This window comes from Bacteroides graminisolvens (genome assembly GCF_963666085.1).
Lineage (GTDB): Bacteria > Bacteroidota > Bacteroidia > Bacteroidales > Bacteroidaceae > Bacteroides > Bacteroides graminisolvens.
Genome location: NZ_OY762556.1, coordinates 290,113 through 315,059, shown reverse-complemented (window position 1 = coordinate 315,059; position 24,947 = coordinate 290,113). Strand labels below are relative to the sequence as shown.

Sequence of the window (24,947 nt, the reverse complement as noted above, 5' to 3'; positions counted from 1 at the left end):
AATATTGCAGTATAAACCATAATATGTAGAAAGATGAAGAATAAATTAGCGTTACTTTTGGTAACCTTTTTCCTTTTTTCGGCTTTTAAAGCAGATAAACCGGCAATAACTATTTTCATGATTGGCGATTCGACCATGGCTAACAAAAAGTTAGACGGAGGCAATCCCGAAAGAGGTTGGGGGCATGTACTTCCCGGCTTCTTTTCCGAAGACATCGTAGTTGATAACCATGCCCAAAATGGCAGAAGCTCAAAAAGTTTTATTAATGAGGGACGTTGGGAGAAAGTCATTTCCCAAGTGAAGAAGGGCGATTATGTCTTTATTCAATTCGGACACAACGACGAGAAGAAGGATTCAACACGTTACACCGTTCCCGGTGGTTCGTTTGATGATAATCTTCGTCGATTTGTCAACGAAACTCGTGCCAAAGGAGGTATCCCTGTTCTATTCAATTCCATTGTTCGTCGCAACTTTATCAGTCCGGACGATAAGGATATGAAGGTTGATGCCCGAAAGGTGCCCGGCGCTGCGACCAAACCGGTTGAAGGCAATGTGCTGTATGACACGCACGGAGCGTATCTTGAATCGCCTCGTCGCGTAGCTAAAGAGTTGGGCGTGGCATTCGTGGATATGAATAAAATAACGCATGATCTGGTTCAAGGCATGGGGCCGGTAGAATCAAAGAAACTGTTTATGTGGGTTCAGCCTCAAACGGTTCCCGCCATTCCGCAAGGACGTGAAGACAATACGCACTTAAATGTATACGGTGCGAGGGTCGTTGCTAAACTGGCTGTGCAGGCCATAGCTAAAGAAGTTCCTGCGCTGGCCGGGTATGTTCGTTACTATGACTATGTAGTGGCGAAAGACGGTAGCGGCGACTTCTTTACCGTACAAGAGGCTATTGATGCCGTTCCCGATTTCCGCAAAGGTGTACGCACTACCATTCTGATCAGAAAAGGGGTTTACAAAGAGAAATTGGTGGTTCCCGAAAGCAAAATCAATGTTTCGTTGATCGGGCAGGAGGGTGCAGTTATATCCAACGATGATTATGCCGATAAACTCAACCGGTTGGGAGAGAAGATGGGCACATCGGGGTCTTCTACCTGTTACATTTATGGCCCCGATTTCTACGCAGAGAACATCACTTTTGAAAATACGGCCGGCCCGGTGGGACAAGCTGTTGCTTGTTTCGTAAACGGAGACAGAGCTTATTTCAAGCATTGCCGCTTCTTGGGATTTCAAGACACACTTTACACCTACGGTAAGCACAGTCGTCAATATTACGAGGACTGCTACATAGAGGGTACGGTTGATTTCATTTTCGGATGGTCAACGGTTGTGTTTAATCGTTGTGTTATTCATAGCAAACGTGACGGATACGTAACGGCGCCTTCAACGGATCAGGGGAAAAAATACGGTTATCTGTTTTATGATTGTAAGCTGACGGCAGATGAAGGCGTTAAGAACGTCTATTTATCGCGCCCGTGGAGACCTTACGCGCAGGCCGTATATATTCGCTGTGAACTGGGTAGCCACATTTTGCCGGTGGGTTGGAATAACTGGGGAAAGAAAGAAAACGAGAAAACTGTTTTTTATGCTGAATACCAAAGCAAAGGTCCCGGAGCAAATCCCCAAGCACGTGCCGGTTTCTCGCATCAGCTGAAAACAACAAAGGGATACGAAATCTCAACTGTACTGGCAGGTGATGACGGCTGGAATCCCGTGAAAAACGGAAACGCTGTGTTTGAAATAAAAAGATAAGGTAACAAGTAGTTCAGGCTGTAGTTACTACAAATAAATAAGTCCCCGAAGCAGAGTCATCTCACTTCGGGGACTTATTCGTTATGCTATTCCTTACTTCTTTAACCAACGGTCAAAAAAGTCCAGCGTTTCTTGCTGCATGGCCCGGTTGAAGAAATGCTTCTCGTCCCATATTTTGGTGACCAGTTTCTCGTCGGCTCCCTGACTGTTCCACACGGCACGCATGGTTTTATATGCATCTTCCACCCCTTGAACAGGGAAGAGCTTGTCTTTCGTTCCATTGAAAAACAGCGTGGGCTTGGGACACGCAATGGAAGCAACATGCGGATAGTCCAGATACCGCCGTATGCCCGGTATGATCATGGAGTAAGCAGAGCCTCCCTTGTTTTGATTATTGGTAAGCGTCATTAACGAGTCGGTTGTGTTCATCCAACAAATGGCCGCAGCCGCCTTTACACGATCGGTCACAGCAGAAAGCATCCAGGCGCGGTACGCACCCATTGAAAAGCCGAGCGTGCCGATTCTCTCCGAGTCAACCTCGGGTAAAGTCGACAGAAAGTCAACACTATACGCATCATCCATGGTGATCAAAGCCCCCCAGGAAGTTCCCATTTGCAGCAGATTGGAAGCCAATGCCTGCTGGCCCTCATAATTAACCCCTTCTTTTCGTCCACGTTCCCCCCAATACAAAGCATCGATGGATAAAACGACATACCCGTGCGCGGCAAAGTAATCACCGGTATACTGTCCGTCGTAACATTTCTGTGCCCAGTCATCTGCATCGGCCATTACTTCGGCAGAAACGCCAAACGGTCTGACCATCTTTTCCTTTCCGATGGAGAAGTGTGCACCGTGGTCGTGTAGCATGACGATAGCCGGAAACGGTCCTTTCCCCTCAGGAACAAGCAGATAGGCGGGCACCCGGCTCCATTCCGATAAGTTAAATAGTATTTTTCGGGCTTCATACCCCTTTCGCTTCTCACTGCCTACTACCACCATGTTGTAAGCTTTGGCTGTGGGAGGAATATTTTCCATACATTCCATGAGCGTTTTCCGGGCTTCCGTGCGCCATTTGGCAAACTTTTTGACGGGTGATTTTCCCCATGCCTCAGGGTAGGTGAGCTGCTGTTTTATCTGCTCATAAAAAACAGGCATGTTTTTTGTCACTTCGTACGAGGCGTTTGCTGCTTCTTGGGCGTTTAATGACTGCAATAGTGCTATGCAAACAAATATGAATGCGAATCTTCTCATGGCTTGAAAACTTTAAAATTTGTAACAAAGATAGCAAAATCTCTCTTTAATTCGTATATTTGAACCTTATTATTAAAAAACGCCACGTATTATATGAAGAAATTTGGCCTCTTTTGCTTACTTGTTTTTACCAGTCTGTTTTCTTTTGCTCAACATAAATGTTTCTTTACCCATTATTCTTCCGAAGATGGACTGTCGCAGAATACGGTAATGAGTATTCTGCAAGATCACAAAGGGAATATGTGGTTTGCTACCTGGGATGGTATTAATAAGTTCAACGGCTACTCCTTTAAAACATACAAAGCCCGTCAGGGCAATCTCATCAGTCTGACCAACAACCGGGTGGACCGGATGTACGAGGATCGTTATGGTTACTTGTGGGTGCTGACTTACGACAACCGGGCGCATCGTTTCGATCCGCGCACCGAGACGTTTGAACAGGTGCCGGCCACGGGAGAGGCGAGTACTTATAATGTTTTAACGATTGAGGTGCTACCCAACGGCGTGGTGTGGCTGCTTACCGAAGCCGACGGAGCCATCCGAGTTCGCACGGATGCGGATACTTACCGGCTTTCTACCGATACGTATTCGGTGAAGTCGGGACTCTTTCCTGCAACCCGGGTGTACAAGGCGGAACTGGATCAAAGCGGCAACGAATGGATACTGACCGACAACGGCCTGGGCTTGATCAAGAAAGGGGAGAAGAAAATGACTCCTTACTTCGTTGATGCCAAAGACGGGCGCGAACATGCCGATCAGGCCTTTTATGGTTTCGCCGAGAGTCAGAACGAACTCTTTTTTGCATCCGATAGGGGGCGTGTGTGGCGTTACAATAAGAAAGCGCAACGCTTTACTTTACTGGAATTACCAACGAAATCGGCCGTTGCCGATATAGCAGTCGTTCACTCTTCGGAGTTGGTTGCCGCAACAGAAACCGACGGATTCTTTACCTACAACCTGAAAACGGAGAAGGCAACGCACTATTCGCACATTGTTTGCAGCGATTTCCCCCATGTGCCCGTGCGCTCCATATACGTTGATAAGAAATCGGAAGTGTGGTTTGAACAGGAACTGGTAGGTACCGTTGCCCATTTCAATCCTTCCTCGAAGATACTGAAAGTAGAGAAGATGCGTGTGGAGCCCGGTAGCGCTTATCGCGGACATCCGGCTTTTCACATTCACGAAGACAGCCACGGAACCACGTGGGTGCACCCTTACGGCGGCGGATTTTCTTATTTCGATCGCAAAAGCAATAGCCTGATTCCTTTTTATGATGACCTCGACTCACCCGATTGGCGGTTCTCAAATAAAATGCATGCCGCCTTCTCCGACCGTCAGGGTAATTTGTGGCTTTGCTCGCATTCCAAAGGATTGGAAAAAGTAACGTTCCTCACCACACAGTTTCATCTGAATACGCCCGTTAAGCATAACTACGAATCGTTGAGTAACGACGTGCGTGCGCTGTTTCAAGACAAGGAGGGCAACCTGTGGGCAGGTTTTAAAGACGGAATGCTCAGGGTGTATAACTCGAAACAACAGTACCTGGGCTACCTCACCGAACAGGGAACCATCGCTCAGTCGGGCACTCCCCTCAAAGGCAGCACGTATGCTTTGACGCAAGACCGCCAGGGAATTTTGTGGATTGCCACGAAGGGCGACGGACTGGTCCGCGCCGAAAAACGGGGCGACCGTTACCTGCTGACCCGTTACCAGTACAGCGCAGACGACATTTACAGTCTGAGTAACGACAACCTATACAGTGTGTTTGAAGACAGCAAAGGTAGGTTGTGGATAGCGACTTACGGCGGAGGCATCAATTACATTCAAAAAGATAAAACGGATAAGTTGCTTTTTATCAATCACCGGAACAACCTGAAAGGATACCCCATTGACAAATGTCACCGGGCCCGTTTTATTACGTCCGACCGGAAAGGGAGCATCTGGGTAGGAACGACTACGGGAGCCATCTCCTTCAATGAGAATTTTAAGAACCCCGAGGCCATACATTTCCATCATTATTCAAGATCATCAACCAATCCTCATAGTTTGAGTAACAACGATGTGCATTGGATTCTGGCCACGCGTAAAGGCGAGGTGTATCTGGCCACTTTCGGCGGAGGGTTGAACAAGTTAACAGGCTACGGCAAAGGAGATGAAGCGATTTTTCGCGCCTATAGCGTGGCCGACGGGCTGCCGTCGGACGTTTTACTCTCTATTCGTGAAGACAAACAAGGTAACTTATGGATGAGCACGGAGAACGGAATAAGCAAGTTCATTCCCTCTACAGAGACGTTCGAAAACTATGATGACAGAAGTTTCACCTTCCGGGTGCGTTTCAATGAGGCGGCCTCTGAAATAACAGCGAACGGACAAATCTTTTTCGGAGCAAGCGGAGGGATTTTCTACTTCAATCCGCAGAAGATAAGGAAAAGCACTTTCACTCCTCACATTGTGTTTTCAAAACTTCTGATAGCCAACGAAGACATAATACCGGGAGATAAATCGGTGCTGAAAGTTATTCTTGACGATACGCGTGAACTGGTTCTTTCTCACAAGGAAAATGTTTTTGCTATTCAGTATGCCGCCCTCGATTACATTAACCCCGCCAATATTCAGTACGCATACATACTAGAAGGCTTTGAGAAGCAGTGGACGTATGCCGATAAACTAAGAAACGCCACGTACACCAATTTGCCGAAAGGACATTATGTGTTTAAGGTGAAGTCCACCAACAGTGACGGTGTGTGGGTGGACAATGTGCGCACGCTCGATATTGAGGTGTTGCCTTCTTTTTGGGAAACACCCTTTGCCTACTTCCTTTATGTGGTTGCTATCTTGCTGATCATTCTCATCACGGTCTACATTTTGTTTACGATCTACCGGTTGAAACACGAAGTGTCCGTAGAACAGCAAGTTTCTGATATTAAATTGCGCTTCTTTACCAACATATCGCATGAGTTGCGCACACCGTTAACGCTGATTGCCGGTCCGGTGGGCTACATCCTGAAGAACAACCAATTGTCGGCCGACGTAAGAGAGCAACTGCTGGTCGTAGAAAGAAACACCAATAGAATGCTTCGGTTGGTCAACCAGATTCTCGATTTCCGAAAGATTCAGAACAAGAAGATGAAGATGCAGGTGCAACGCATCAACGTGGTTGCATTCACCCGAAACATTATGAATAACTTTGAGTCATTGGCCGAGGAACAACAGATCGATTTTATTTTCGAAACCGAAAAAGAGGAGTTGTGTTTATGGGTGGATGCCGATAAGTTTGAGAAAATACTGTTTAATCTCCTTTCCAACGCGTTTAAATACACGCCTGTGGGCAAGAGCATTACCGTGTTTATCAGGGAGGAAGAAAATACGGTCTCGGTAGGCGTGCAAGATCAGGGCATCGGTATAGCCGAAAACAAAAAGAACTCCATCTTTGTGCGTTTTGAAAACCTGGTAGATAAGAATCTTTTCAACCAGCAGGCCAGCACCGGCATCGGACTCGCCTTGGTAAAGGAGTTGGTTGAAATGCATCAGGCAACCATTTCCGTTGACAGCAAACTGGGTGAGGGCAGTTGTTTCAAAACGACCTTCCTGAAAGGGAAAGAACACTATGAGGCAACGGTGGAATTTATTCTCGACGATTCGGTCAAAGCCGAAGACACAACTTCTTTGCCTTGCGAATTTGCAGAAGCACGCCACGATGATTCGAAGCAAGATGCTCCGGATGACGGAACGGTGGAAACCGCTCAACGGCAAAAAACGCAGGCAACGATGCTTATCGTTGAAGATAACTCGGAGCTGCGAGTGTTTTTGCGCTCCATCTTTGTCTCCAAGTTCCGTGTGGTTGAGGCTGTTGACGGGCTTGATGGTTGGAACAAAGCGTTGAAGTACCTGCCCGACATCATTATCAGTGATGTGATGATGCCTCAGAAAGACGGACTGGAGCTGACCAAAGATTTGCGGGCCGACATGACAACCAGCCACATTCCCGTGATATTGCTCACTGCCAAAAACTCCATCGAAAGCAAGCTCGAGGGCATGGAATACGGTGCCGACGACTACATTACCAAACCTTTTAGTGCTGCTTACCTGGAGGCCAGAGTGGATAACCTGCTGGCGCAACGTGCCAAGTTGCAGAGTTTGTATCGTAGCAACCTGATGAACATGCAGGCCGACGAGGAGCGTAAGGATGACGAGCAACCTGAAATGTCGTCGCACGACCGTAAGTTTATGGATAAGCTGGTGGAAATCATGGAAAAGAATATGGATAACGGCGAATTGGTTGTCGACGATTTGGTAAGCGAGCTGGCCGTTAGCCGCTCCGTGTTCTTCAAAAAGCTGAAAACACTTACGGGTCTTGCACCTATTGAGTTTATTAAAGAGATGCGAATCAAACGCGCTGCTCAACTCATTGAGACGGGCGAGTTCAATATGACGCAGATTTCTTATATGGTGGGCATCAATGACCCGCGTTACTTCAGCAAGTGCTTTAAACAACGGTTTAACATGACCCCAACCGAGTATCGCGACACGTATGGCAAGTCGTGTAAGCTGTAGTTCGCTGAGCAGTTCACTCAACGGACTATGGCTTTTATCCCCACGTACCTGGCTGTTTCCATGAAATAGCTTTACTTCTACGCACTTTTCAGTGGAATCTTGTCAAGAGCAGTTTTATAGATTATTAACTCGTAAGGAGGCTTCGGCGAATGATCGGCAGGAGTTGGGTAAAACATAACCAACTTTTTGAAAAACATAACGGCCGATTGGAAAAAGATAACGAGCAATTTGAAAAGATAAACCGTCTCTTGGGTCATGACAAACCGTCTCACGGCCAAGAGACGGTTTGTCGCGGACCATTTGCTACCGTGCAAACCGGCATAAGCAACCGTCTCTGCTCAAAAATGAACCGGCAGCAAACAAAAAAGGCAGGAGTTTGAGCTCCTGCCTTTGCGCCTATATTAATTTGAATGTACTATAGGATTATGCTGACAAAGATAATACATTATATTACCAAAGTCAAGCGTTTGGCCATTTATTTTGGGCATAGCATACCCTCATCACTATTATTCTCTCCAGCGAGGATCACCGGCTGTTTCTGTTCCCGCAAATGTTTTGTCGAGGAAGCTGAAATCACCTGTCGTCGGTGAAGTAAATAAGGCAGAAGCAGCACCGCTATAGCTTATCAATCCTGAAATGGAGGGTGAACCTAGCTGCCAGTCGGATGTAGCATAACTGTTTTCTACTGCCACTGTGCCCGAAGCACGAATTCCTTTCGCAGTAGCAGCCTGACTCAGTGCAAAGATTGAGTTCTTGATACTGATGCCATTGGCCGGACCGTAGCTGGTTGAACCGAAATCAATGAAGTATCTTCCGCTTGCAATCATGTTATAGAAAGTACAGTCGCTCAGCGTTATGCTGTTTGTATTGGTACTCTTACTCAAAATAAAGCGGCCAACCGTGTTGAAGGTTGAGTTGGTAATATTGATGTTGCTTATCACTCCATTACCGCTGGCATCAGCATTGATAAAGTAATAACTGTCCTTCAGATTCGTCACGATACAATTATTGAATGTCAGCGTACCAATGGTTTTGGCTTCCGAACCTTGCAACCTGAAAGGTGTATTCGCTAAATCGTGAATCAAGCAATTGTCAAACGTAATGGCACCCACGTTAGTGGCAGTTGTCTGGTTGAAGAGGTAACTGTTCAGCGAGCTTGTTACCACTCCATTCTCGTACACATATCCGCTTATATCAACATTTGTAAAGTTGATGAACGAATGGTTGGCACTTAACGCAATCTGTTTGATTGATAGTACGGCCTTGCTGGCTCCCGGCAAACCAAAGAAGTTCACCGACATGCCGTTGGGGATAGTCAGTATATTGTTGTTTGCAAATACGGCTCCGGCAGGAATAGCCAATGTGACGGTTGAATAGCTACCGGCCAGGTCATCAAATAAGGTTTGATTAATTGAGTCGTTAGCATTCAGGTAAATCATCTTGTCGGCTTCCGGCACTTCCGGATAGGTTGTGAAGCTGATGTATCCTCTTTTTACGGTACCGTTATACAAGTTGGCCGTGTACGAAGTATTAGGTGTTAAACCGGTAACGGTTACGTATCCGTTAGCAACTGCATTGGCATCTAAATTGATTGTCTTAATTACCGCGAGGTCTGGAGTCAGAATGTCCATGTTGGTAACAGTTTTGCCGGCTGTCCACCGCAAGGTAGCCGAAGTGGCTTTCAAGTCTTCGGACGCTACGGGCGACATGATCTGTTCCGATTTTGTTTTAAACGAGAACTTTTCATGGTAAGCCCACTTCGAACTAATCTTTTCGTTCGAACAAGATTTAATACGCAGGTAATACTTCGTATCGCTATCCAGATTGGTTAATGTAAACGGTGATTTGGTGATTGACTTGTCTTCACCGAAAACAATAGATCCGGTTTGAATGTCATCTTGATAAAGAGAATCCTTACTGATTTCAATGATATAGAAATCGGCTTTCGATCCTGTTCCCCAAGTTACTTCGGCCTCAGTGGCAGTCGGAACGATGCTAATGGAAGTAGTACGGAATAAGCGGTCGTAACTCTCGTCAACCGACCAGTCGTTTGTGGTATCGCACGATGTGTTAACCCATGCAGTCAGGAGGAATAATCCTCCCGCGACTGCTATGTTTTTTAATTTCTTTATGCTATTCATTGTATATAAATTATTCAAATCCATATGAGTTCTTTAGTGATCCCTTTGAGTCGGAGATGGTGGTTGCTCCCAGAGGCAATAAGTGTCTGTTCTTTACCACTCTGTTCAATCCCCAGCTGATGTAAGGAAGATAAGCTACGTTTTTACCGTTTGTAGGATCTTCGCCTCCCCATCCGGTTACACTCTTATAATCGGCCACATTAGCGGGAGCTTCATACCAGCAGATGCTCGACATGTCGATGGCGTTAGCATCACTGCTTTTCATCTTATAATATAGTGAAGCAGGTGCTTTGGTAATCAATTCCATGTATTGCTCTTTTGATTCTGTTATTTTGCTGTCAAGCAATCCCCAACGAATCAGGTCGTACTTGCGAACCGCTTCTCCGGCAAGCTCCCATGCTCTTTCATCAACCAGCGCGTTGAAGAAATCACTTCCGCTGCTTATTGCGTTTACATAAGCCGTTACGGCTGCTTGCTTGCTTGAATCAAAAGATCTGGAACGAACTTTCAACAAGGCTTCACGGGCGGTGAGTCCGCAGGTAGGACCAACCACGTCGGCTCCCTGCAATTCATTCAACGCTTCAGCGTACATCAGTAATACGTCGGCATAGCGAAGTACTATCCAGTTAATACCGTAACCAAACTTAGTTGTTGCGGCCTTTGATGCCGTGCGCCAAGAGTCGCTCATTTTTCGAGGGTCCCACTTAGCCACGTAGATGGCAAATGGTGAGTTGCTTTGCATGGTTTCAACAGGTTCGTTGCTGCTGCCCGGCTTAATTTCATAGGTTGCACAAGTCAGGTCGCGTCTTAAGTCGTCTTTGTCAAACGACCACAAGAAAGGTGCGGTCAGCTTGATTTTACCGGATGAGTTTCCGTATCCGTAAGTGGTGGTTACACCCGACAAACGTACGCCCACTGTGTATCCCATTTCTCCTGAATAATTTAATCCGTGAGCCACCTCAAAGATGTTTTCTCTGTACGTTTGATCCAATGATTGCTGGTTAATCAAGTACCACTCGTTTTCAATGCTTGGGTTCAACTGATGCGTACCGCTGGCAATGATAGCGTCCAGATGAGTCAGTGCTTTCGTGTAAAGCTCCGTTCTTTTGGCAGCACCCGGTCTTTGAGTGGGGTAAGTGGCATCACTGTTTGCCAATGTTTCGTAACCTTCACCGGCTTTGGATGATTCGCGAATAGAATATCCGGCGTAACTCATCGCTATACGAGCCAATAGTCCGTGTGCAAAACCTTTGGTGATGCGCTCTGTTGTGTATGATGACTCTCCGGCCCATGGCAAGTAATCAATGGCTTCTTCTAAGTCGGTAATGAGATGCTCCATAATGGCATCACGATCTGTTTTGGGCAGGTAAATATTTGATCCGTCCGACTTAGTCGTTTCGAATTTCATCGGTACGTCTCCGTAGTTTCTTATCAGATCAAAATAGATCATAGCACGAAGAGCCAATGCCTCACCTTTGTATCTCAGCATCTTGGCTCTTGAAGAGTTACCTTCGGCAATCAAACTGCTGTTTTCTATTCCCTCTACAACGATATTGGCGTTTTCAATGATCTCATAACATTCGCTCCAATTGTCATCCAGCTTAGTCCAGCTTGAGCTCGGGTTAAAGTTACCTGCACCTCTTTCGTTAACGGCCACTGAATTTCCGGAACCGGTGTTATCAAGTCCGTCAACTAATTCAATGTCCGAATTGGTTGAGAAGTTCAATGGAATACGTGCTCCGTAAGTGTGGTCAAGGGTTAGGCCTGCATATACTTTATTGAGTGCATTCTCTGTGTATGCGGCGGAGTTGAAGACTGTTTCATCAGTCATTTCAGACGGTGAGGTCTGATCCAGAAAATCAGAACAAGCCGTTAAACTTGCTATTCCTGTTCCCAGAATAAATAGCTTAAATATATTTTTCATCATTATATGGCTTCTAAATTAAAATGTAACATTAATACCACCTACAAAAGAACGGCTTTTAGGGTATGCAGAGTAGTCTACACCCGGAGTCATAGGTGTGCTGGTAGCACTATCAACCTCGGGGTCTGCACCCTTGTATTTTGTAAAGCAATAAAGGTTATATCCTGTAACATATAGTCTGACGTTTTGCATCAGCATCTTTTGAACCAGGTTCTTGGGTAAGGTATACCCTATGCTGATGTTGTTAACGCGCAAGAATGATCCGTCTTCAACAGCCCAGTCGATAAGCGGCATAACGGTTGCTGCTGCCGGATTCCAGATCGAAGCATTGGCATTCAGCTCATTTAAGCGATTCTTCACTCCCTCGGCTCCCAATGTTTTGATGGATGAACTGCTTAACAGGCTGTTACCTGTAGTCGGATCAATCCATGTGTATCTTTTATCGATGGTGAAGTTATCATTGATATTCCAATTCTTTGATGATCCGCTATAGAAACTAGAACCCAGTTTGGTAGCGTTGATCACTTTGTTGCCTAAGCTGTAGTTGAAGAATGCTGTGAAATCAAAGTTCTTGAAGCGTCCGTTCAATCCGAATCCTCCCGATACGGGTGCTATCGTGTTACCCAAACGTACTTTCTTGATGTTTCCATCAGCATCGGCTTTCAACTTAATGCTACCCGGGTACACATTACCTCCGGTAAGCGAAGCACTGTTCGTGATACCGCTTTTGAGTGAGTAAGTTCCTGTAGTTTCGTTGAAATTAAAATCGTCGGCTGTATAGAAACCGTCGGTCTTGTAACCGTAAACCTCACCCAGACGTCCGCCTTCTTCAATTAAGAAATCTTCCAGTCCGGCTGCTGCGCTACCTCCCCACTTACTGCTTTGCCAGCTGCTATTGCCATCTAGCTTATCAATCTTACCTCTGTTGTATGAAATGTTGAAGTTGAAGTTCAGACCGTAGTTTTTCTTATCCAAAATAACTCCGTCGAGTTGTAACTCAACACCTTTGTTTGAAGTCTGTCCCAGGTTCTTGTACTGGTATCCGTAACCGGAGCTTGCTGCAATGGTTGTCTTCATGAGCAAGTCTTGGGTGGTATTCCAATAGAAGTCGAGAGAACCCGACAGTCTGTTGTTCCAAAAGCCAAAGTCGAAACCTAAGTTTCTTGAAATGGTAGTTTCCCATTTCAGTTCAGGGTTCGATAAAATGTCACCGTGCTTCAGTACGGTAGCTGTCTGATCACCGAAATAAATACTCTTGTCGCCGGTTCCTGCTACAGAGAAAGTAGTATACATAGAACCATCGGGAATACGGTTGTTACCTGCCGTACCATAGCTTAAGCGGAACTTCAGGTTTGATAACCAGTCTTTTGTTCCTTCCATAAAAGGTTCATCGAACATTCTCCATGCAAAAGCAGCAGAAGGGAAGTAACCCCAACGATTTCCGCTTGCAAATTTGCTGGAACCATCGGCACGCATTGTTGCAGTAAACAGGTATTTATCGTTCAATGTATAGTTTACACGTCCGAAGAATGACAATAAGTTGTCTTTGATTCCGATATAAGTTGTGGTAGGTAATGAAGTTCCATTTCCTAATGCGGCCAAAATCTCGTTAACCGTTGTTTCTTTGGCAAAGTTAACAGCCGTAAGGTAGGTCTTGGTATCCTGACTGGAAGTTACTTCCTGACCAAGTAACACATTCAGCCTGTCTCTTTTATTAAAGAGTTTTGTATCGTAAGTAACCGTGTTGGCGTTTCTCCAGTTCTTGTTATTTACTTTTGAGATGTAGGCTTGTGGTAATCCGGCATATCCGTATTTAGAGTTTGAAGTAGCCTGATACTCCCACACCTGATCCGTGTCTTGGTATTTCCATCCATAACCGAATTCGGAACGGAAAGTTAGTCCTGCCATTGGCTTCCAATTCAGTCCGGCGTTATAGTTTTGTTGGAACTTGGTTTGTTTTTTGTAGGTTGCATTCAAACGTTCCAATGGAGAGTACTGAGCATTCAGGGTGTTTTCGCCGTCTTCACTGTCTTCGTTGAGCTGACTGATGGGCTTGTAAACAATTGATTTGGCCACAAGTGAGTTAGCAGCACTCGTCTCGTTGTCGGCTCCGCCACTTAAACCATCAACTGTTTGATAAGTTAAGCGGGCATTGAAGTCCAGATTTAACCATTTGTTGATCTCGGTATCGATTTTAGCATTGATGTTGTTCTTTGAGAAACCGGAACCCCTCATAATGCTTTTTTCATCGTTGCGTGCATAGCTTACGCTATATTTTGTTGACTTTGCTCCACCGCTCACGCTTACGTTGTATGATTGCTGGTTTCCGGTACGGCCAAATATCTCATCTTGGTAATCGGTACCTTTCACTGATTTGTAGATTTCCAAGTCGTCATACACTCCGTATGAAGTGCCGGTCTGATCCAGTTCGTATTGGTACAATGCGTATTCATAAGGGTTAAGCACTCCAACCTGTTTCGTTACTTTTCTTAGACCGAACGAAGCTCCGAAATTTACCTGTGTTTTTCCTTCTTTACCCGATTTGGTGGTAATGATGATAACACCATTGGCACCGCGGGCACCATAGATAGCGGTAGAAGAAGCGTCTTTTAATACATCAACAGATTGAATATCTGTAGGTGCTATATCCGAAATGCTTGAAACAGGGAATCCGTCAACAATGTAAAGGGGCGAGTTGTCTTGCGAAAGAGAACCACCACCTCTTACTCTGATTTTGATATCTGCATCAGGAGAGCCTTCGGTTGTTGTGATTTGCACACCGGCCATTTTCCCTTGCAATGCTTCAGAAGCACTTGACACAGGAACTGACTCTAGTTGTTTGGCACTTACAGAAGCCACAGAGCCGGTCAAGTCTTTCTTTGCTACGGTTCCGTAACCAATGACAACCACTTCATCCAATGCCTGTGCATCATCTTCCAGTGTTACTTCCAACTTACTTTTACCTTTAACGTCTATTTCTTTGGTTTTCATTCCAATATAGGAAATAACCAAAACATGTTTGCCTGATACCTTCAGACTGAAATTTCCGTCAAAATCGGTAATAGTACCGTTGGTGGTTCCTTTCTCAACAACAGAGGCTCCGATTACCGGTTCTCCTGTCTTGTCTTTCACATTACCACTCAAGGTAACACTCTGCGCAGATAAACTAAGCGATATTGTTGCAAAAAGCATAAGCAATACCGTGCGCATGTTTTTCATCTTGTTAGACATTTTTTGCATGTTCACTGATTAAAAAATTTTAAGTATAACGTTTCTGTTAATTCATCAATACAAAAATAAGACGGGTTTAAGTGGTCTGTGTGCAATATTTGTTCTTACGATAGTATTTTTTGTTATATGCTTTGGGCACATTGCACAACGAATTATCATTCTGTTCAGCTTAAAGCGTTTACAGATTGGTATCATTGTTGTTGCGAATGGGAAGTTTATAGACGAATTAGCCCTTTTTGAGTTTCGGAATGTAAGTTTGAACGTGGCATATCTCCGTAGGGTTTCACGTAGTATGGTGCGTTAGTAATTGGTTGGTTTTAGTCAGATTTTGGGAGGCGTATGCCTCCCTTTTTGCTGTGTTAATGCCCTGTTTATGTATCTAAAGTTGCAACATTTAATTTGATATTGTATTTCTTTTTGAATAAGAAGTTGCCGCTTTTAGATTAGATAAAATGGATAATTTCCTGCGGAACATCCACTATGTGTTTGGGGGTGAATTGTTCCAGTTCCGTGCGCGGACGAAACCCCCAGGTTACACCGCAGGCCTCTACGCCACTGTTGTGTGCTGTCTGCATGTCTACTCCCGAGTCACCTACATAAAGAGTTTCTTCTTGGCTTATTCCGGCTTGTTTTACTATGTCATATACAATAGCCGGATCGGGTTTTACGTTGACACCCTCCCGTTGTCCCAATACGGCAACAAAAGGAATGTTTGGAAAGAAATAACTGACTAGCTTTTCTGTAGCGCTTTGGTATTTGTTGGAGGCAACAGCCAGCACCTTTCCTTGTTGATGCAACTCGTTCAAAAGATCTGTAATCCCGGGGTAGGGAGTGCTTAAATCGGTGTTGTGACTATCATAAAACGGCACAAATAGTTTTCTGATCAGTTGTATGTTGGCTTCTGTTTTCTCTCCTTCTGGCAATGCCCGTTCAAAGAGTTTGTTGATGCCGTTGCCTACCATAAATTTATATTCCTCGACAGGATGTGTAGGGAAGCCCGCTTCCTTTAATGCATAATTCGTACTTTGAGCCAGGTCTGCTATTGTGTTTAATAAGGTTCCGTCCAAATCGAATATAATCAATCTCTTCATCTTTTAAGTATCTTAGTTTCTGCAAAGATACGCTTTTTGTTCTTTGCTTAAACATAAAAAAAACGTATCTCCTTGGGGAAATACGTTTTCTGAAAGAAATATCATTCTCTTTTATTTCTTAGTGATTCTGAACCAGTCGACTTCAGACCATCCGCCATCGTTAATGGTTATAGCCGGACGAGTGCAGAAGGTTCCAACCTTCGTGCCGATCCACATACCTTCTTTGGCTTGGAATTCATTGCCCATTGACTTGAATTTCTTGCCATCGAGACTGTAGCTGAACTTACACATGGCCAGTACATCCGATCCGCCTTCGCTTTCCTTTAGCTTCTTCTTGCCGGCTTTGAACTCAACACGAAGATAGATAGCACCGTTCTTTAATTTAGTGGTTTCGTTTATTTGTTCCGCAGTGCCCTTATCGGCATTCTTGCATTCCAATTGTGAAAGCACAATGCCGTCGTTCGTGTTTTCCAATACGAGACCGGCATAACTGAATCCCATGACAACTAGACCGGTACGCTCTCCTTTATACTTGGTTGTTGGTTTGAAATCGAGTTTGATGGTAGCAACAAAGTTATCGGCAGGAGCCTTTTGCAACATCAGGTTGGGCACGTTCCATAAGTTCTTATATTCTTTTACCACCGGATAGGAGTAAAGCCTTGCATAACCTTTGTGGCCGGCAAAGTAAGCCCATTTTTCGTTGATGTTAGCATGCCATTGCCATTGGGGCGACAAGGTGTAGCCATCAAATTCATCACTTTCTTGCGGAGTGCAGATGGGGTAAGTCTTGCCCACGTTGGGTTTCTTGTAGCTTAAAACAGGCTCGCCGCATCCGTCACCGTCTTTATCAACGCCGATAACAGGCCAGTCATTCACCCACTTCATCGGTTGCAAGTGTACCAAGCGACCGTAAGCACCTACGTCTTGGAAGTGCAAGAACCAATCTTCACCGGTAGTAGTGTCAACCCACGCACCTTGATGAGGTCCGTTTACATTGGTTTTTCCTTGGCTGAGAACTACTTTTTCTTCGTAAGGTCCGTATACGTTTTTAGAACGAAGCACCAGCTGCCATCCGGTTGCAACACCTCCGGCAGGAGCAAAGATATAGTAATAACCGTTACGTTTATAGAATTTCGGGCCTTCTGCAGTGGGGTGCTCATCGTGACCGTCAAAGATGATGCGCGACTGTGTGATTGCTTTGGTAGCATCTGCATTCAGTTCGCAAATTCCCAATAAGCTCTTAATGCCCGAACGGCTTCCGGCATATCCGTGAACCATGTAGACTTTACCGTCTTCATCCCACAGCGGAGTTGTGTCGATAATTCCCTTACCGGCTTTCACCAGTACGGGCTCACTCCAAGGTCCTTTGGGATCTTTGGCTTTCGTCATGAAAGCTCCTTGATCCGGATCTCCCCAGAAAATATAGAATTCTCCTTTGTGATAACGAATGCTTGGCGCCCATACTCTGCTACCGTGCTGAGGTTTCTCGGGAAACTCAACGGGCGATAATTCGTAAGGTACGGCAGCTCCAATAATGGTCCAGTTTACCAAATCTTTTGAATGCAAGATCTGTAAGGCAGGTAAACAGTTGAAACTGGAAGAGGTCATGTAGTAGTCATCTCCTACGCGACATGCGTCGGGATCAGAATAGTCTGCATGAATAATGGGGTTGCGGTAGGTACCATCACCTTTGTCGGCTACCCACACTTCAGAAACATAGTTTTTCTGTGCTGTTACTGATGATGTAACGAATAAGCTTAAACCAATAATTAGTGCTAACTTTTTCATGTAATATTGATTGGTGAATAATAAGAATAAGAGCAAAGATAAAAAAAGGCTCTGCAATAAAGGTGGATTTATTAGCAGAGTCTTCGTATTATTTGTTAGAATCTGATAAAACGTAGTTTATCGTTTCACTTTGACTAGTACGGGATGGTCAATTTCCTCTTTCCACTCACGCATATAAGCAAACCATGCTTCGGGTGTTTTGTACCCAAAGGTTTCTTTCAGGGAAGTGAACATGATGTTATAGCGGATGTAAGCTTGTCCTTCAGCACCGATGGTGTATAAATAGTTGGCATTGTCTTTCACTTCCGCTTTTACGTATTTCTGAGGAATGTAAGTAGCCAAACCCACTGTTTCTTTGGCGTATTTAACGGTGTCGTTAACAGGCCAGTCGGTACCCCAACATCCAATCAGTCCTTTGTGATCCGAATAAGAAACAGATCCTTTTACATCTTGCACTCCGGTGCAAAATAGCTCATTCTTCAGAGGCTCTTCAAAGAAAGTTTCCACGATGGCATCTCTGTGTCCGCCGTAAAGTGTATAACGGTTGATCATGTTTAAAGCCGAACCTTGATACTCCCAATCATTCACCTCAATTTCGCAGATTGTTCTTACCGGACCGTAGGCCAATATCCGTTCTGTTCTTTGCAGTACGGGTTCTATGTGCGTTGCTTTTTTGCCGTTCCAGCCTTTCAATGCACCCAGGCCACCACTTCCACTCACTCGAAGTACGTCATCACCGAATCCTTTGGCCAGCTGCTCGTCGTTGGGGTAGAACTGACAGGCTTCGATTTCAAATCCTTTGTTGAATTTGCCGTAGATGTCTACCGTTTGCTTCTGATCAAAGTATAGTCGGTAAGCTACCAACTCCGATTCGAATGCCGGACCGTGATGATGTAATTGATTGTAAATGTTGCTGGTACCCGGAATGGTGAGTGAATGAATGGGCACGTGCTTTCCTTTTTTGTCGCTTACTAACATCTCGGCAAAAACGCGCGAAGGATATTTCTTGTCTGACTTTTGGCCGGACAGAACTACCTTGAATGTTTTCTTTGTTTGAGGATCGATGTTGATCAAAAATGCCAGCTCATCGGCTTTTCTGTCTGAGTTGAGGTCATCGAGCTGTGACGGGATTTCTTTCTCGCCATCCCATACGGTGGCTGATTTAACGACGAAGCCGGTTTTCAGATCGCTTATCTTCAGTACTACCGGTTCGTCGCTTTTTGCTTTGTTCCAGTTATTTTCTACTTCTACAACCACACTTTTGGTCGATGCTTTTACTGCTCCCATAAGTGCTGTCGTACAAATGGAAAGAAGGAAAATGCTTGCTACTACTTTTTTCATGGAATTGGTCTATTTATATTTGATACAAATATAGGTTAATTGAACCTATTTCTGATACACAATTTGATTGAATCACTAGCTTCTTTGTTTTGATGCTGAACAAGAACTTTGTATAATCCTGAAAGGCGGCTCGGGTATAAAACAATGCTTGCAAACCTCAGGTGGTTAATACTGCCCGAAATTTGCAAGCTTATCGATTAATTGAAAGAATCCGAATGTTTATTTCTTGTTAATCGATTTTCCTTTTGCATCAATCTCTTTATAAAAAACACCTTCTACCTTGATATTCTTTGCGCTTTTCAGCTCTACAGTTGCACCTTTGGCTGCCTGAATGTGTATGTTCTCTAATGTTACACCGTCTGCTTGTGATATGACAGCACCTTCGGCAGCATCAGTAATCACTACGTCTTTCACAGTTACATTCTGAATAGGCATTTCCGGAAGTCCGTTGAAGAACATAGCTCTTCCTGCACCTTTACAGGTAACGTTAGATATATGAATGTTTCTGAAAGCAGGAGTTTCAATGGTCACAGGCATAAGCGCCGGTTTTCTGTTCTTATCTGCTTCAGTCAGCTCGTCGGGTGCTTTACCACCATAGAATAAGTCGAACAGAAGCGGCTCGTTCGGTATGTTGATCATGTTGATGTTGTTGATGAAGATGTTTTCAACTACACCGCCGCGACCGCGTGTGCTTTTGAAACGAAGACCTACATCGGTTCCGAGGAATGTACAATCTGCCACATAGATGTTTTTCACACCTCCGGACATTTCACTTCCTACCACAAAACCTCCGTGTCCGTGTAATACCACGTTGTTCTTTACAAGTACGTTTTGACAAGGTTCACCTCTTCTTCTTCCGTCTTCATCCTTACCCGATTTGATGCAGATAGCATCATCACCGGCATCGAATATATTATTGATGATCAATGCGTTTTTGCAAGATTCCATATCAAGTGCATCACCGTTTTGTGAGTACCACGGGTTAAACACCTTTACGTTATTGATTGTGATGTCTTCGCATGATAGCGGATGCAAACACCAGCTGGGCGAGTTCTTAAAGGTTACTCCCTCCAGCAATACTTTCTTGCTTTTAACAATGTTAAGAAGCACCGGTCTGAGCCATGGTTTGATTTCGTTCCATTCTTCGTCCGTTTCAATGCCTTCGGGGTTATTGAAGTTCTTGCATGCCAATGCTCCTTTTAATGAGCCGGCAGTGGGATACCATATCTTCTTGGCTTCATCGAGTACTCCACCCGACTTCACCAGCTTGCTCCATTGAGATGCTGTTAGCTTCTCTTTTTTGACTGGACGCCAGCTGTCGCCGGCACCATCAAAGGCACCGTAGCCGGTTATTGCTATGTTTTCAGCGTTGCGTGCCCAAATAGGCGACTGGCAACGACGGGTTTCCAAACCTTCAAAAGAAGTGCTTATGATGGGATATGCATCGAAATCATCGGTAAATAAGACCAATGAGTTACGCTCGGTATACAAATTGACGTTACTCAATAACTCAATCGGACCGCTTAACCATAAGCCTTCGGGAATAACAACTGTTCCTCCGCCTTTTGAGTTTACTTCTTTAATAGCATCGTTGATAGCTTGGGTATTGAGAGTTACACCATCACCTTTTGCTCCGAAGTCTTTGATGTTGACCGACAAAGCGGGGAAGCTGGGTTGTTGTACCTTTGGCATTTCAAAAGGAACGTCGTTATAGATACTATTGTCTATTACCTCTCTGTGTTGTGCCTGCACTAAATTTGCCGTTAGGGGCAAACAAAGTGTAGCTACCAATAAAAGCCTTTTTGCAAGTGTGTTCATTCGCTATGAATATTCTAAGATTATATAATATGGTAATTCACTCGGGATTATAGCAGTTGCGGAAGCTATTACCCATTCGCAGGCTACTCTCGCGAGCGGCCTGCGAAGATGGTAATAGGATTCATGTTAACCTAATTTTTAAACTTTAAAAATATCGGGAAAAACTTCCTAACTATCTGAGTGCAAAAATATTTCAGAACATCCATCTCTGTGTGTACAATTTGTTAGTTTAGGTGGATTTTTTGTTGATTAGGGTTTTTCTTTGCCCTTATTGTCTGCTTTTATTGCGAAAGTTCTTATCTTTGCCGTCTAATTTAACTATAATATAGGTATGAGTTACAATTTATTAAAAGGAAAAAAGGGCATTATTTTCGGTGCGTTGAACGAGCAATCAATAGCTTGGAAAGTAGCCGAAAAAGCCGTTGAAGAAGGTGCAACCATTACATTGTCAAATACTCCTATTGCAGTTAGAATGGGTGAAGTAAGTGCTTTATCTGAAAAACTGAACTGTGAGGTAATACCCGCTGATGCTACCAGCGTTGAAGATCTGGAAACTGTATTTAAACGTTCTATGGAAATTTTCGGTGGGAAAGTAGACTTTGTTCTCCACTCTATTGGTATGTCGCCCAATGTGCGCAAAAGACGTACGTATGATGATCTTGATTACGATATGCTGGATAAAACACTTGATATTTCAGCTGTTTCTTTTCATAAAATGATTCAGGTGGCTAAGAAATTAGATGCCATATCAGAATACGGATCCATCTTGGCGTTAAGCTATGTGGCTGCGCAGCGTACTTTCTTCGGATACAATGACATGGCCGATGCCAAAGCGTTGCTTGAGTCTATCGCTCGCAGCTTTGGATACATTTACGGTCGTGAGCACAACGTACGTATCAATACCATTTCTCAGTCGCCTACCATGACTACTGCCGGATCGGGAGTGAAAGGAATGGATAAGCTGTTTGACTTTGCTGATCGCATGGCACCACTGGGTAATGCATCTGCCGATGAATGTGCTGACTATTGTATTGTGATGTTCTCCGATCTTACTCGTAAAGTGACGATGCAGAACTTATTCCATGATGGAGGATTCTCTAGCGTGGGCATGAGCCTTCGTGCAATGGCTACCTACGAAAAAGGACTTGATGAGTACAAAGATGAAGATGGTCATATCATTTACGGTTAATCGTTAAATGAGTCTGAAGAGAATCTACATATTTATTCTAATAGGCTTGCTGCTCTCCGCTTGTAAATTTGGCGGCGACAGTAAGCCTTTAGAACGTTCAGACAGTGCAGCCGTTCACATAACCCGTTATGATAAGCTGCTCACCGAATATGTAAAATTCAATAGTTTTTCTGCTCTTCAGAAGATGAATACCGAGAGCATGCAGGAGACTAAAATCCTGATAGAAGATGTTCTCTCTATCGGCCGGGTTAACGACGATAACATTCATCAGAAGCTCAAAGAATTCTACTCAGATACCACTTTGTTGCAACTCATGGCTGATGTGGAAGCCAAATATGAAGATATTGGGAAAATAGAAAAACAGATAAACAAAGGATTTGCCCGGTTAACGAAGGAGGTTCCTCAATTACCTGTTCCGCACGTTTACACCCAGATTTCTGCGCTCAATGAGTCGATTATTGTTCAAGATAGTCTGATTGGAATCAGTCTTGATAAATATATGGGTGCTGATTACCCACTTTACAAAAAATTCTATTACGATTATCAATGTCGCTCCATGTTGCCTGAGCGAATAGTACCCGATTGTTTTTTCTTTTATCTTTTTAGTAAATATCCTTTGCCGGCTAACAGCAAGCGTACCTTATTACATACGCTTCTTCATTTCGGCAAGCTAAACTACATCGTACAGGAGATTTTGAACATATCTTCAGCTGAAGATCTTTTGGGATATTCCAAGCGTGAAAAGGCGTGGTGTGAGAGTCATCGTAAAACGGTGTGGGAATATATGTTGGCCAACGGACATCTGCATGCAACCGACCCTCAAATTATTCGCAACTATACAAAGCCGGCACCCGATCCGGTTTACTTTGGTGATGACTCACCCCCGTTAACCGGTATATGGGTAGGTATGCAAATTATCTCTTCCTATATGGAACACAACAAGAAAGTGACCATCCAACAATTACTCAATACGACAGACTATGATTTGGTATTAGCCAAATCACAATACACGTCTGATAAGTTTAAATTTTAATCATTTATGGATACAGCCCTTTATCTGTTGCCGGTTACACTTGGCGACACCGAGTTGAACACCGTTTTGCCGGCTTATAATATAGAGATCATTCAAGGGATCAAACATTTTATAGTAGAGGATGTTCGTTCGGCACGCCGTTTCCTGAAAAAGGTAGATCGCGAGTTCGATATTGACTCACTTAGTTTTTATCCGTTGAACAAGCATACTTCTGCCGAGGATATTTCGGGTTATCTAGAACCTTTGTTGGCCGGGCAATCAATGGGAGTCATTTCCGAGGCAGGCTGTCCGGCAGTAGCCGATCCGGGAGCTGACGTGGTAGCCATCGCACAGCGTAAGAATCTGAAAGTAATTCCTCTGGTGGGGCCGTCATCTATTATTCTTTCCGTTATGGGTTCGGGCTTTAACGGTCAAAGTTTTGCTTTTCACGGATACCTGCCCATTGAACCGGGTGAACGGGTGAAAAGAATCAAGCAACTCGAACAGCGCATCTATTCCGAGAATCAGACACAACTGTTTATTGAAACACCTTACCGCAACCATAAAATGGTTGACGACCTGCTGCAAAACTGTCGTCCGCAGACAAAACTCTGTATAGCAGCCAATCTCACTTGTGAGGGCGAGTACATTAAAACACGTGCAATCAGTGAATGGAAAGGCAAGGTTCCTGATTTGTCTAAGATCCCTTGTATTTTTCTGTTGTATAAATAATGTCTTTGAGGTATTCGTATTCTACCTCCAGACATTCACAGAAGAAGTTTTCTTTTAAATTCTGCTCCATCTGTTGCAGGGTCCACAGTTTTCCGTTTTTGAATCGGGGATTGCATAGAATTGATTCGTCATCCATGTTCACCACAAACAAATAAATCAAACGGTTGGTGATTTTATTTTCAAAATGGTACATGATGCTAAAGGTCGGCTCTATATCGGTCAGGTTGGGGAATACATGTCCAACTACCCGGGCTACACCTTCTTTGAGTGTTTCGCGGTAGCGCAAATAACATTCCATGGGAATATCCGTCTTTCCTTTGTCGAGAATACACTCTTGTGAGCGGTTGCAGAGAAATAAACGTCCGTTGCTCACCACTGCGATACGGATAACCGGATTGATGTATGTGTTTTTATAACTAATGGCCTCCACCTTTAAGCTTTTACCAATTACATCTCCTCTTTCGTTTACGATGGGAACGTATTCCAAACAGGCCATCATGGAATTGAAGAAATTGATGACTACTTGGTTGAGTAAGATACTGAATAAAAAGATCAGCCCCGGCAGTAAGTTGAAGTACACCCACATCGTTCTTTCCGCGAGCGGATGCGAAAATAAGATGCCTAACGTCAAAGCAAGGAACTGAAGCCCCGATAAAATAAGAATTACCTTACCCGCCACTACGGTCGACTCTGCACTTTGAATGAGGTTCCGTTTGTCACAGGCCCCTTTCTTACGCCGGAAGTAATTAACAAACCGCCTGCGATGCAAATGCAGAATGAGTAACGGAACTACAATAGACATTTCCAATGTAATGGGCAAGTTTCCTTTCGGACAGTAATCAATAGGAAGCAATGTAGCCAAAGCCAGTACCGATAAAACAAAGGTTGACAGGTATAGAATGTAATTGTGCATCCTCGCCTTGTTTATATACAAGGTGAAATATGTATAAGTGAGAGCTGTTGCCATGCCTATGTATATCGCAACATCCTGTGCTATTAATTCGCTAAGTAATATGGTTAAAATAACGGGCGCATATCCCAATGACATATTAAAAGCTACGGAAAGAATTTTTCGGTGACTCATCTTCGCATAATCTATCGTTTCTACATCTAA

Annotated in this window: 14 protein-coding genes; 5 read left to right on the top strand and 9 right to left on the bottom strand. The window is 44.3% G+C overall.

The annotated features are described in order from the left end of the window. The first annotated feature begins 33 nt into the window (after window positions 1-33). A complete protein-coding gene (locus ACKPCE_RS01385; RefSeq protein WP_319503928.1) occupies window positions 34-1,761 on the top strand; it encodes a pectinesterase family protein in 1,728 nt (575 codons plus the stop codon). Between the two features lie 93 nt (window positions 1,762-1,854). On the opposite strand, the gene ACKPCE_RS01380 is transcribed toward ACKPCE_RS01385, so the two are convergent. Continuing rightward, entirely contained in the window at window positions 1,855-3,012 is a 1,158-nt protein-coding gene (locus tag ACKPCE_RS01380; RefSeq protein ID WP_319503927.1) for a dienelactone hydrolase family protein, read from the bottom strand. Between the two features lie 93 nt (window positions 3,013-3,105). Between ACKPCE_RS01380 and ACKPCE_RS01375 the strand changes: the two genes are divergently transcribed. Then, on the top strand, window positions 3,106-7,566 hold the full coding sequence (locus ACKPCE_RS01375; RefSeq protein ID WP_319503926.1) for a hybrid sensor histidine kinase/response regulator transcription factor: 4,461 nt from the start codon (window positions 3,106-3,108) through the stop codon (window positions 7,564-7,566). Window positions 7,567-8,072: 506 nt separating this feature from the next. On the opposite strand, the gene ACKPCE_RS01370 is transcribed toward ACKPCE_RS01375, so the two are convergent. From ACKPCE_RS01370 to ACKPCE_RS01340, 7 genes are all read right to left on the bottom strand, one after another. Further along, on the bottom strand, window positions 8,073-9,707 hold the full coding sequence (locus ACKPCE_RS01370; RefSeq protein ID WP_319503925.1) for a DUF5123 domain-containing protein: 1,635 nt from the start codon (window positions 9,705-9,707) through the stop codon (window positions 8,073-8,075). Between the two features lie 10 nt (window positions 9,708-9,717). Continuing rightward, entirely contained in the window at window positions 9,718-11,631 is a 1,914-nt protein-coding gene (locus tag ACKPCE_RS01365; RefSeq protein ID WP_319505894.1) for a RagB/SusD family nutrient uptake outer membrane protein, read from the bottom strand. An 18-nt stretch (window positions 11,632-11,649) separates the two neighbouring features. Continuing rightward, window positions 11,650-14,862: a SusC/RagA family TonB-linked outer membrane protein gene (locus tag ACKPCE_RS01360; RefSeq protein WP_319503924.1), complete on the bottom strand. Its 3,213-nt coding sequence runs from the start codon at window positions 14,860-14,862 to the stop codon at window positions 11,650-11,652. Between the two features lie 443 nt (window positions 14,863-15,305). Further along, the gene (locus ACKPCE_RS01355) at window positions 15,306-15,953 is read right to left on the bottom strand and encodes an HAD family hydrolase (protein ID WP_319503923.1); all 648 of its coding nucleotides are present in this window, start codon (window positions 15,951-15,953) and stop codon (window positions 15,306-15,308) included. A gap of 111 nt (window positions 15,954-16,064) precedes the next feature. After that, window positions 16,065-17,741, bottom strand: a complete 1,677-nt coding sequence (locus tag ACKPCE_RS01350) for a glycoside hydrolase family 43 protein (protein WP_319503922.1) — start codon at window positions 17,739-17,741, stop codon at window positions 16,065-16,067. A gap of 117 nt (window positions 17,742-17,858) precedes the next feature. Further along, a complete protein-coding gene (locus ACKPCE_RS01345) occupies window positions 17,859-19,082 on the bottom strand; it encodes a DUF4861 domain-containing protein (protein WP_319503921.1) in 1,224 nt (407 codons plus the stop codon). Between the two features lie 219 nt (window positions 19,083-19,301). Continuing rightward, window positions 19,302-20,900: a glycoside hydrolase family 28 protein gene (locus ACKPCE_RS01340; RefSeq protein ID WP_319503920.1), complete on the bottom strand. Its 1,599-nt coding sequence runs from the start codon at window positions 20,898-20,900 to the stop codon at window positions 19,302-19,304. Window positions 20,901-21,231: 331 nt separating this feature from the next. Here ACKPCE_RS01340 and ACKPCE_RS01335 point away from each other — a divergent pair, with 331 nt between their 5' ends. Genes ACKPCE_RS01335 through ACKPCE_RS01325 form a run of 3 tightly spaced genes read left to right on the top strand, consistent with a single transcriptional unit; the run spans window position 21,232 to window position 23,833 of the window. Further along, entirely contained in the window at window positions 21,232-22,089 is an 858-nt protein-coding gene (locus ACKPCE_RS01335) for an enoyl-ACP reductase FabI (RefSeq protein ID WP_027317840.1), read from the top strand. Between the two features lie 7 nt (window positions 22,090-22,096). Then, window positions 22,097-23,122, top strand: a complete 1,026-nt coding sequence (locus ACKPCE_RS01330) for a gliding motility protein GldB-related protein (RefSeq protein WP_319503919.1) — start codon at window positions 22,097-22,099, stop codon at window positions 23,120-23,122. Between the two features lie 6 nt (window positions 23,123-23,128). Then, window positions 23,129-23,833: an SAM-dependent methyltransferase gene (locus tag ACKPCE_RS01325; RefSeq protein ID WP_319503918.1), complete on the top strand. Its 705-nt coding sequence runs from the start codon at window positions 23,129-23,131 to the stop codon at window positions 23,831-23,833. Here the strand turns inward: ACKPCE_RS01325 and ACKPCE_RS01320 are convergent. Next, window positions 23,799-24,917: an NUDIX hydrolase gene (locus tag ACKPCE_RS01320; protein ID WP_319503917.1), complete on the bottom strand. Its 1,119-nt coding sequence runs from the start codon at window positions 24,915-24,917 to the stop codon at window positions 23,799-23,801. The two genes, ACKPCE_RS01325 and ACKPCE_RS01320, sit on opposite strands and share 35 nt — an antisense overlap. Window positions 24,918-24,947: the final 30 nt, after the last annotated feature.

Coding starts and splice junctions, on each gene's coding strand:
- ACKPCE_RS01320 (WP_319503917.1), bottom strand. CDS start 24,917: ATGAGTCACCGAAAAATTCTTTCCGTAGCTTTTAATATGTCATTGGGA.
- ACKPCE_RS01325 (WP_319503918.1), top strand. CDS start 23,129: ATGGATACAGCCCTTTATCTGTTGCCGGTTACACTTGGCGACACCGAG.
- ACKPCE_RS01345 (WP_319503921.1), bottom strand. CDS start 19,082: ATGAAAAAAGTAGTAGCAAGCATTTTCCTTCTTTCCATTTGTACGACA.
- ACKPCE_RS01375 (WP_319503926.1), top strand. CDS start 3,106: ATGAAGAAATTTGGCCTCTTTTGCTTACTTGTTTTTACCAGTCTGTTT.
- ACKPCE_RS01355 (WP_319503923.1), bottom strand. CDS start 15,953: ATGAAGAGATTGATTATATTCGATTTGGACGGAACCTTATTAAACACA.
- ACKPCE_RS01365 (WP_319505894.1), bottom strand. CDS start 11,631: ATGAAAAATATATTTAAGCTATTTATTCTGGGAACAGGAATAGCAAGT.
- ACKPCE_RS01370 (WP_319503925.1), bottom strand. CDS start 9,707: ATGAATAGCATAAAGAAATTAAAAAACATAGCAGTCGCGGGAGGATTA.
- ACKPCE_RS01340 (WP_319503920.1), bottom strand. CDS start 20,900: ATGAACACACTTGCAAAAAGGCTTTTATTGGTAGCTACACTTTGTTTG.
- ACKPCE_RS01330 (WP_319503919.1), top strand. CDS start 22,097: ATGAGTCTGAAGAGAATCTACATATTTATTCTAATAGGCTTGCTGCTC.
- ACKPCE_RS01385 (WP_319503928.1), top strand. CDS start 34: ATGAAGAATAAATTAGCGTTACTTTTGGTAACCTTTTTCCTTTTTTCG.
- ACKPCE_RS01360 (WP_319503924.1), bottom strand. CDS start 14,862: ATGTCTAACAAGATGAAAAACATGCGCACGGTATTGCTTATGCTTTTT.
- ACKPCE_RS01335 (WP_027317840.1), top strand. CDS start 21,232: ATGAGTTACAATTTATTAAAAGGAAAAAAGGGCATTATTTTCGGTGCG.
- ACKPCE_RS01350 (WP_319503922.1), bottom strand. CDS start 17,741: ATGAAAAAGTTAGCACTAATTATTGGTTTAAGCTTATTCGTTACATCA.
- ACKPCE_RS01380 (WP_319503927.1), bottom strand. CDS start 3,012: ATGAGAAGATTCGCATTCATATTTGTTTGCATAGCACTATTGCAGTCA.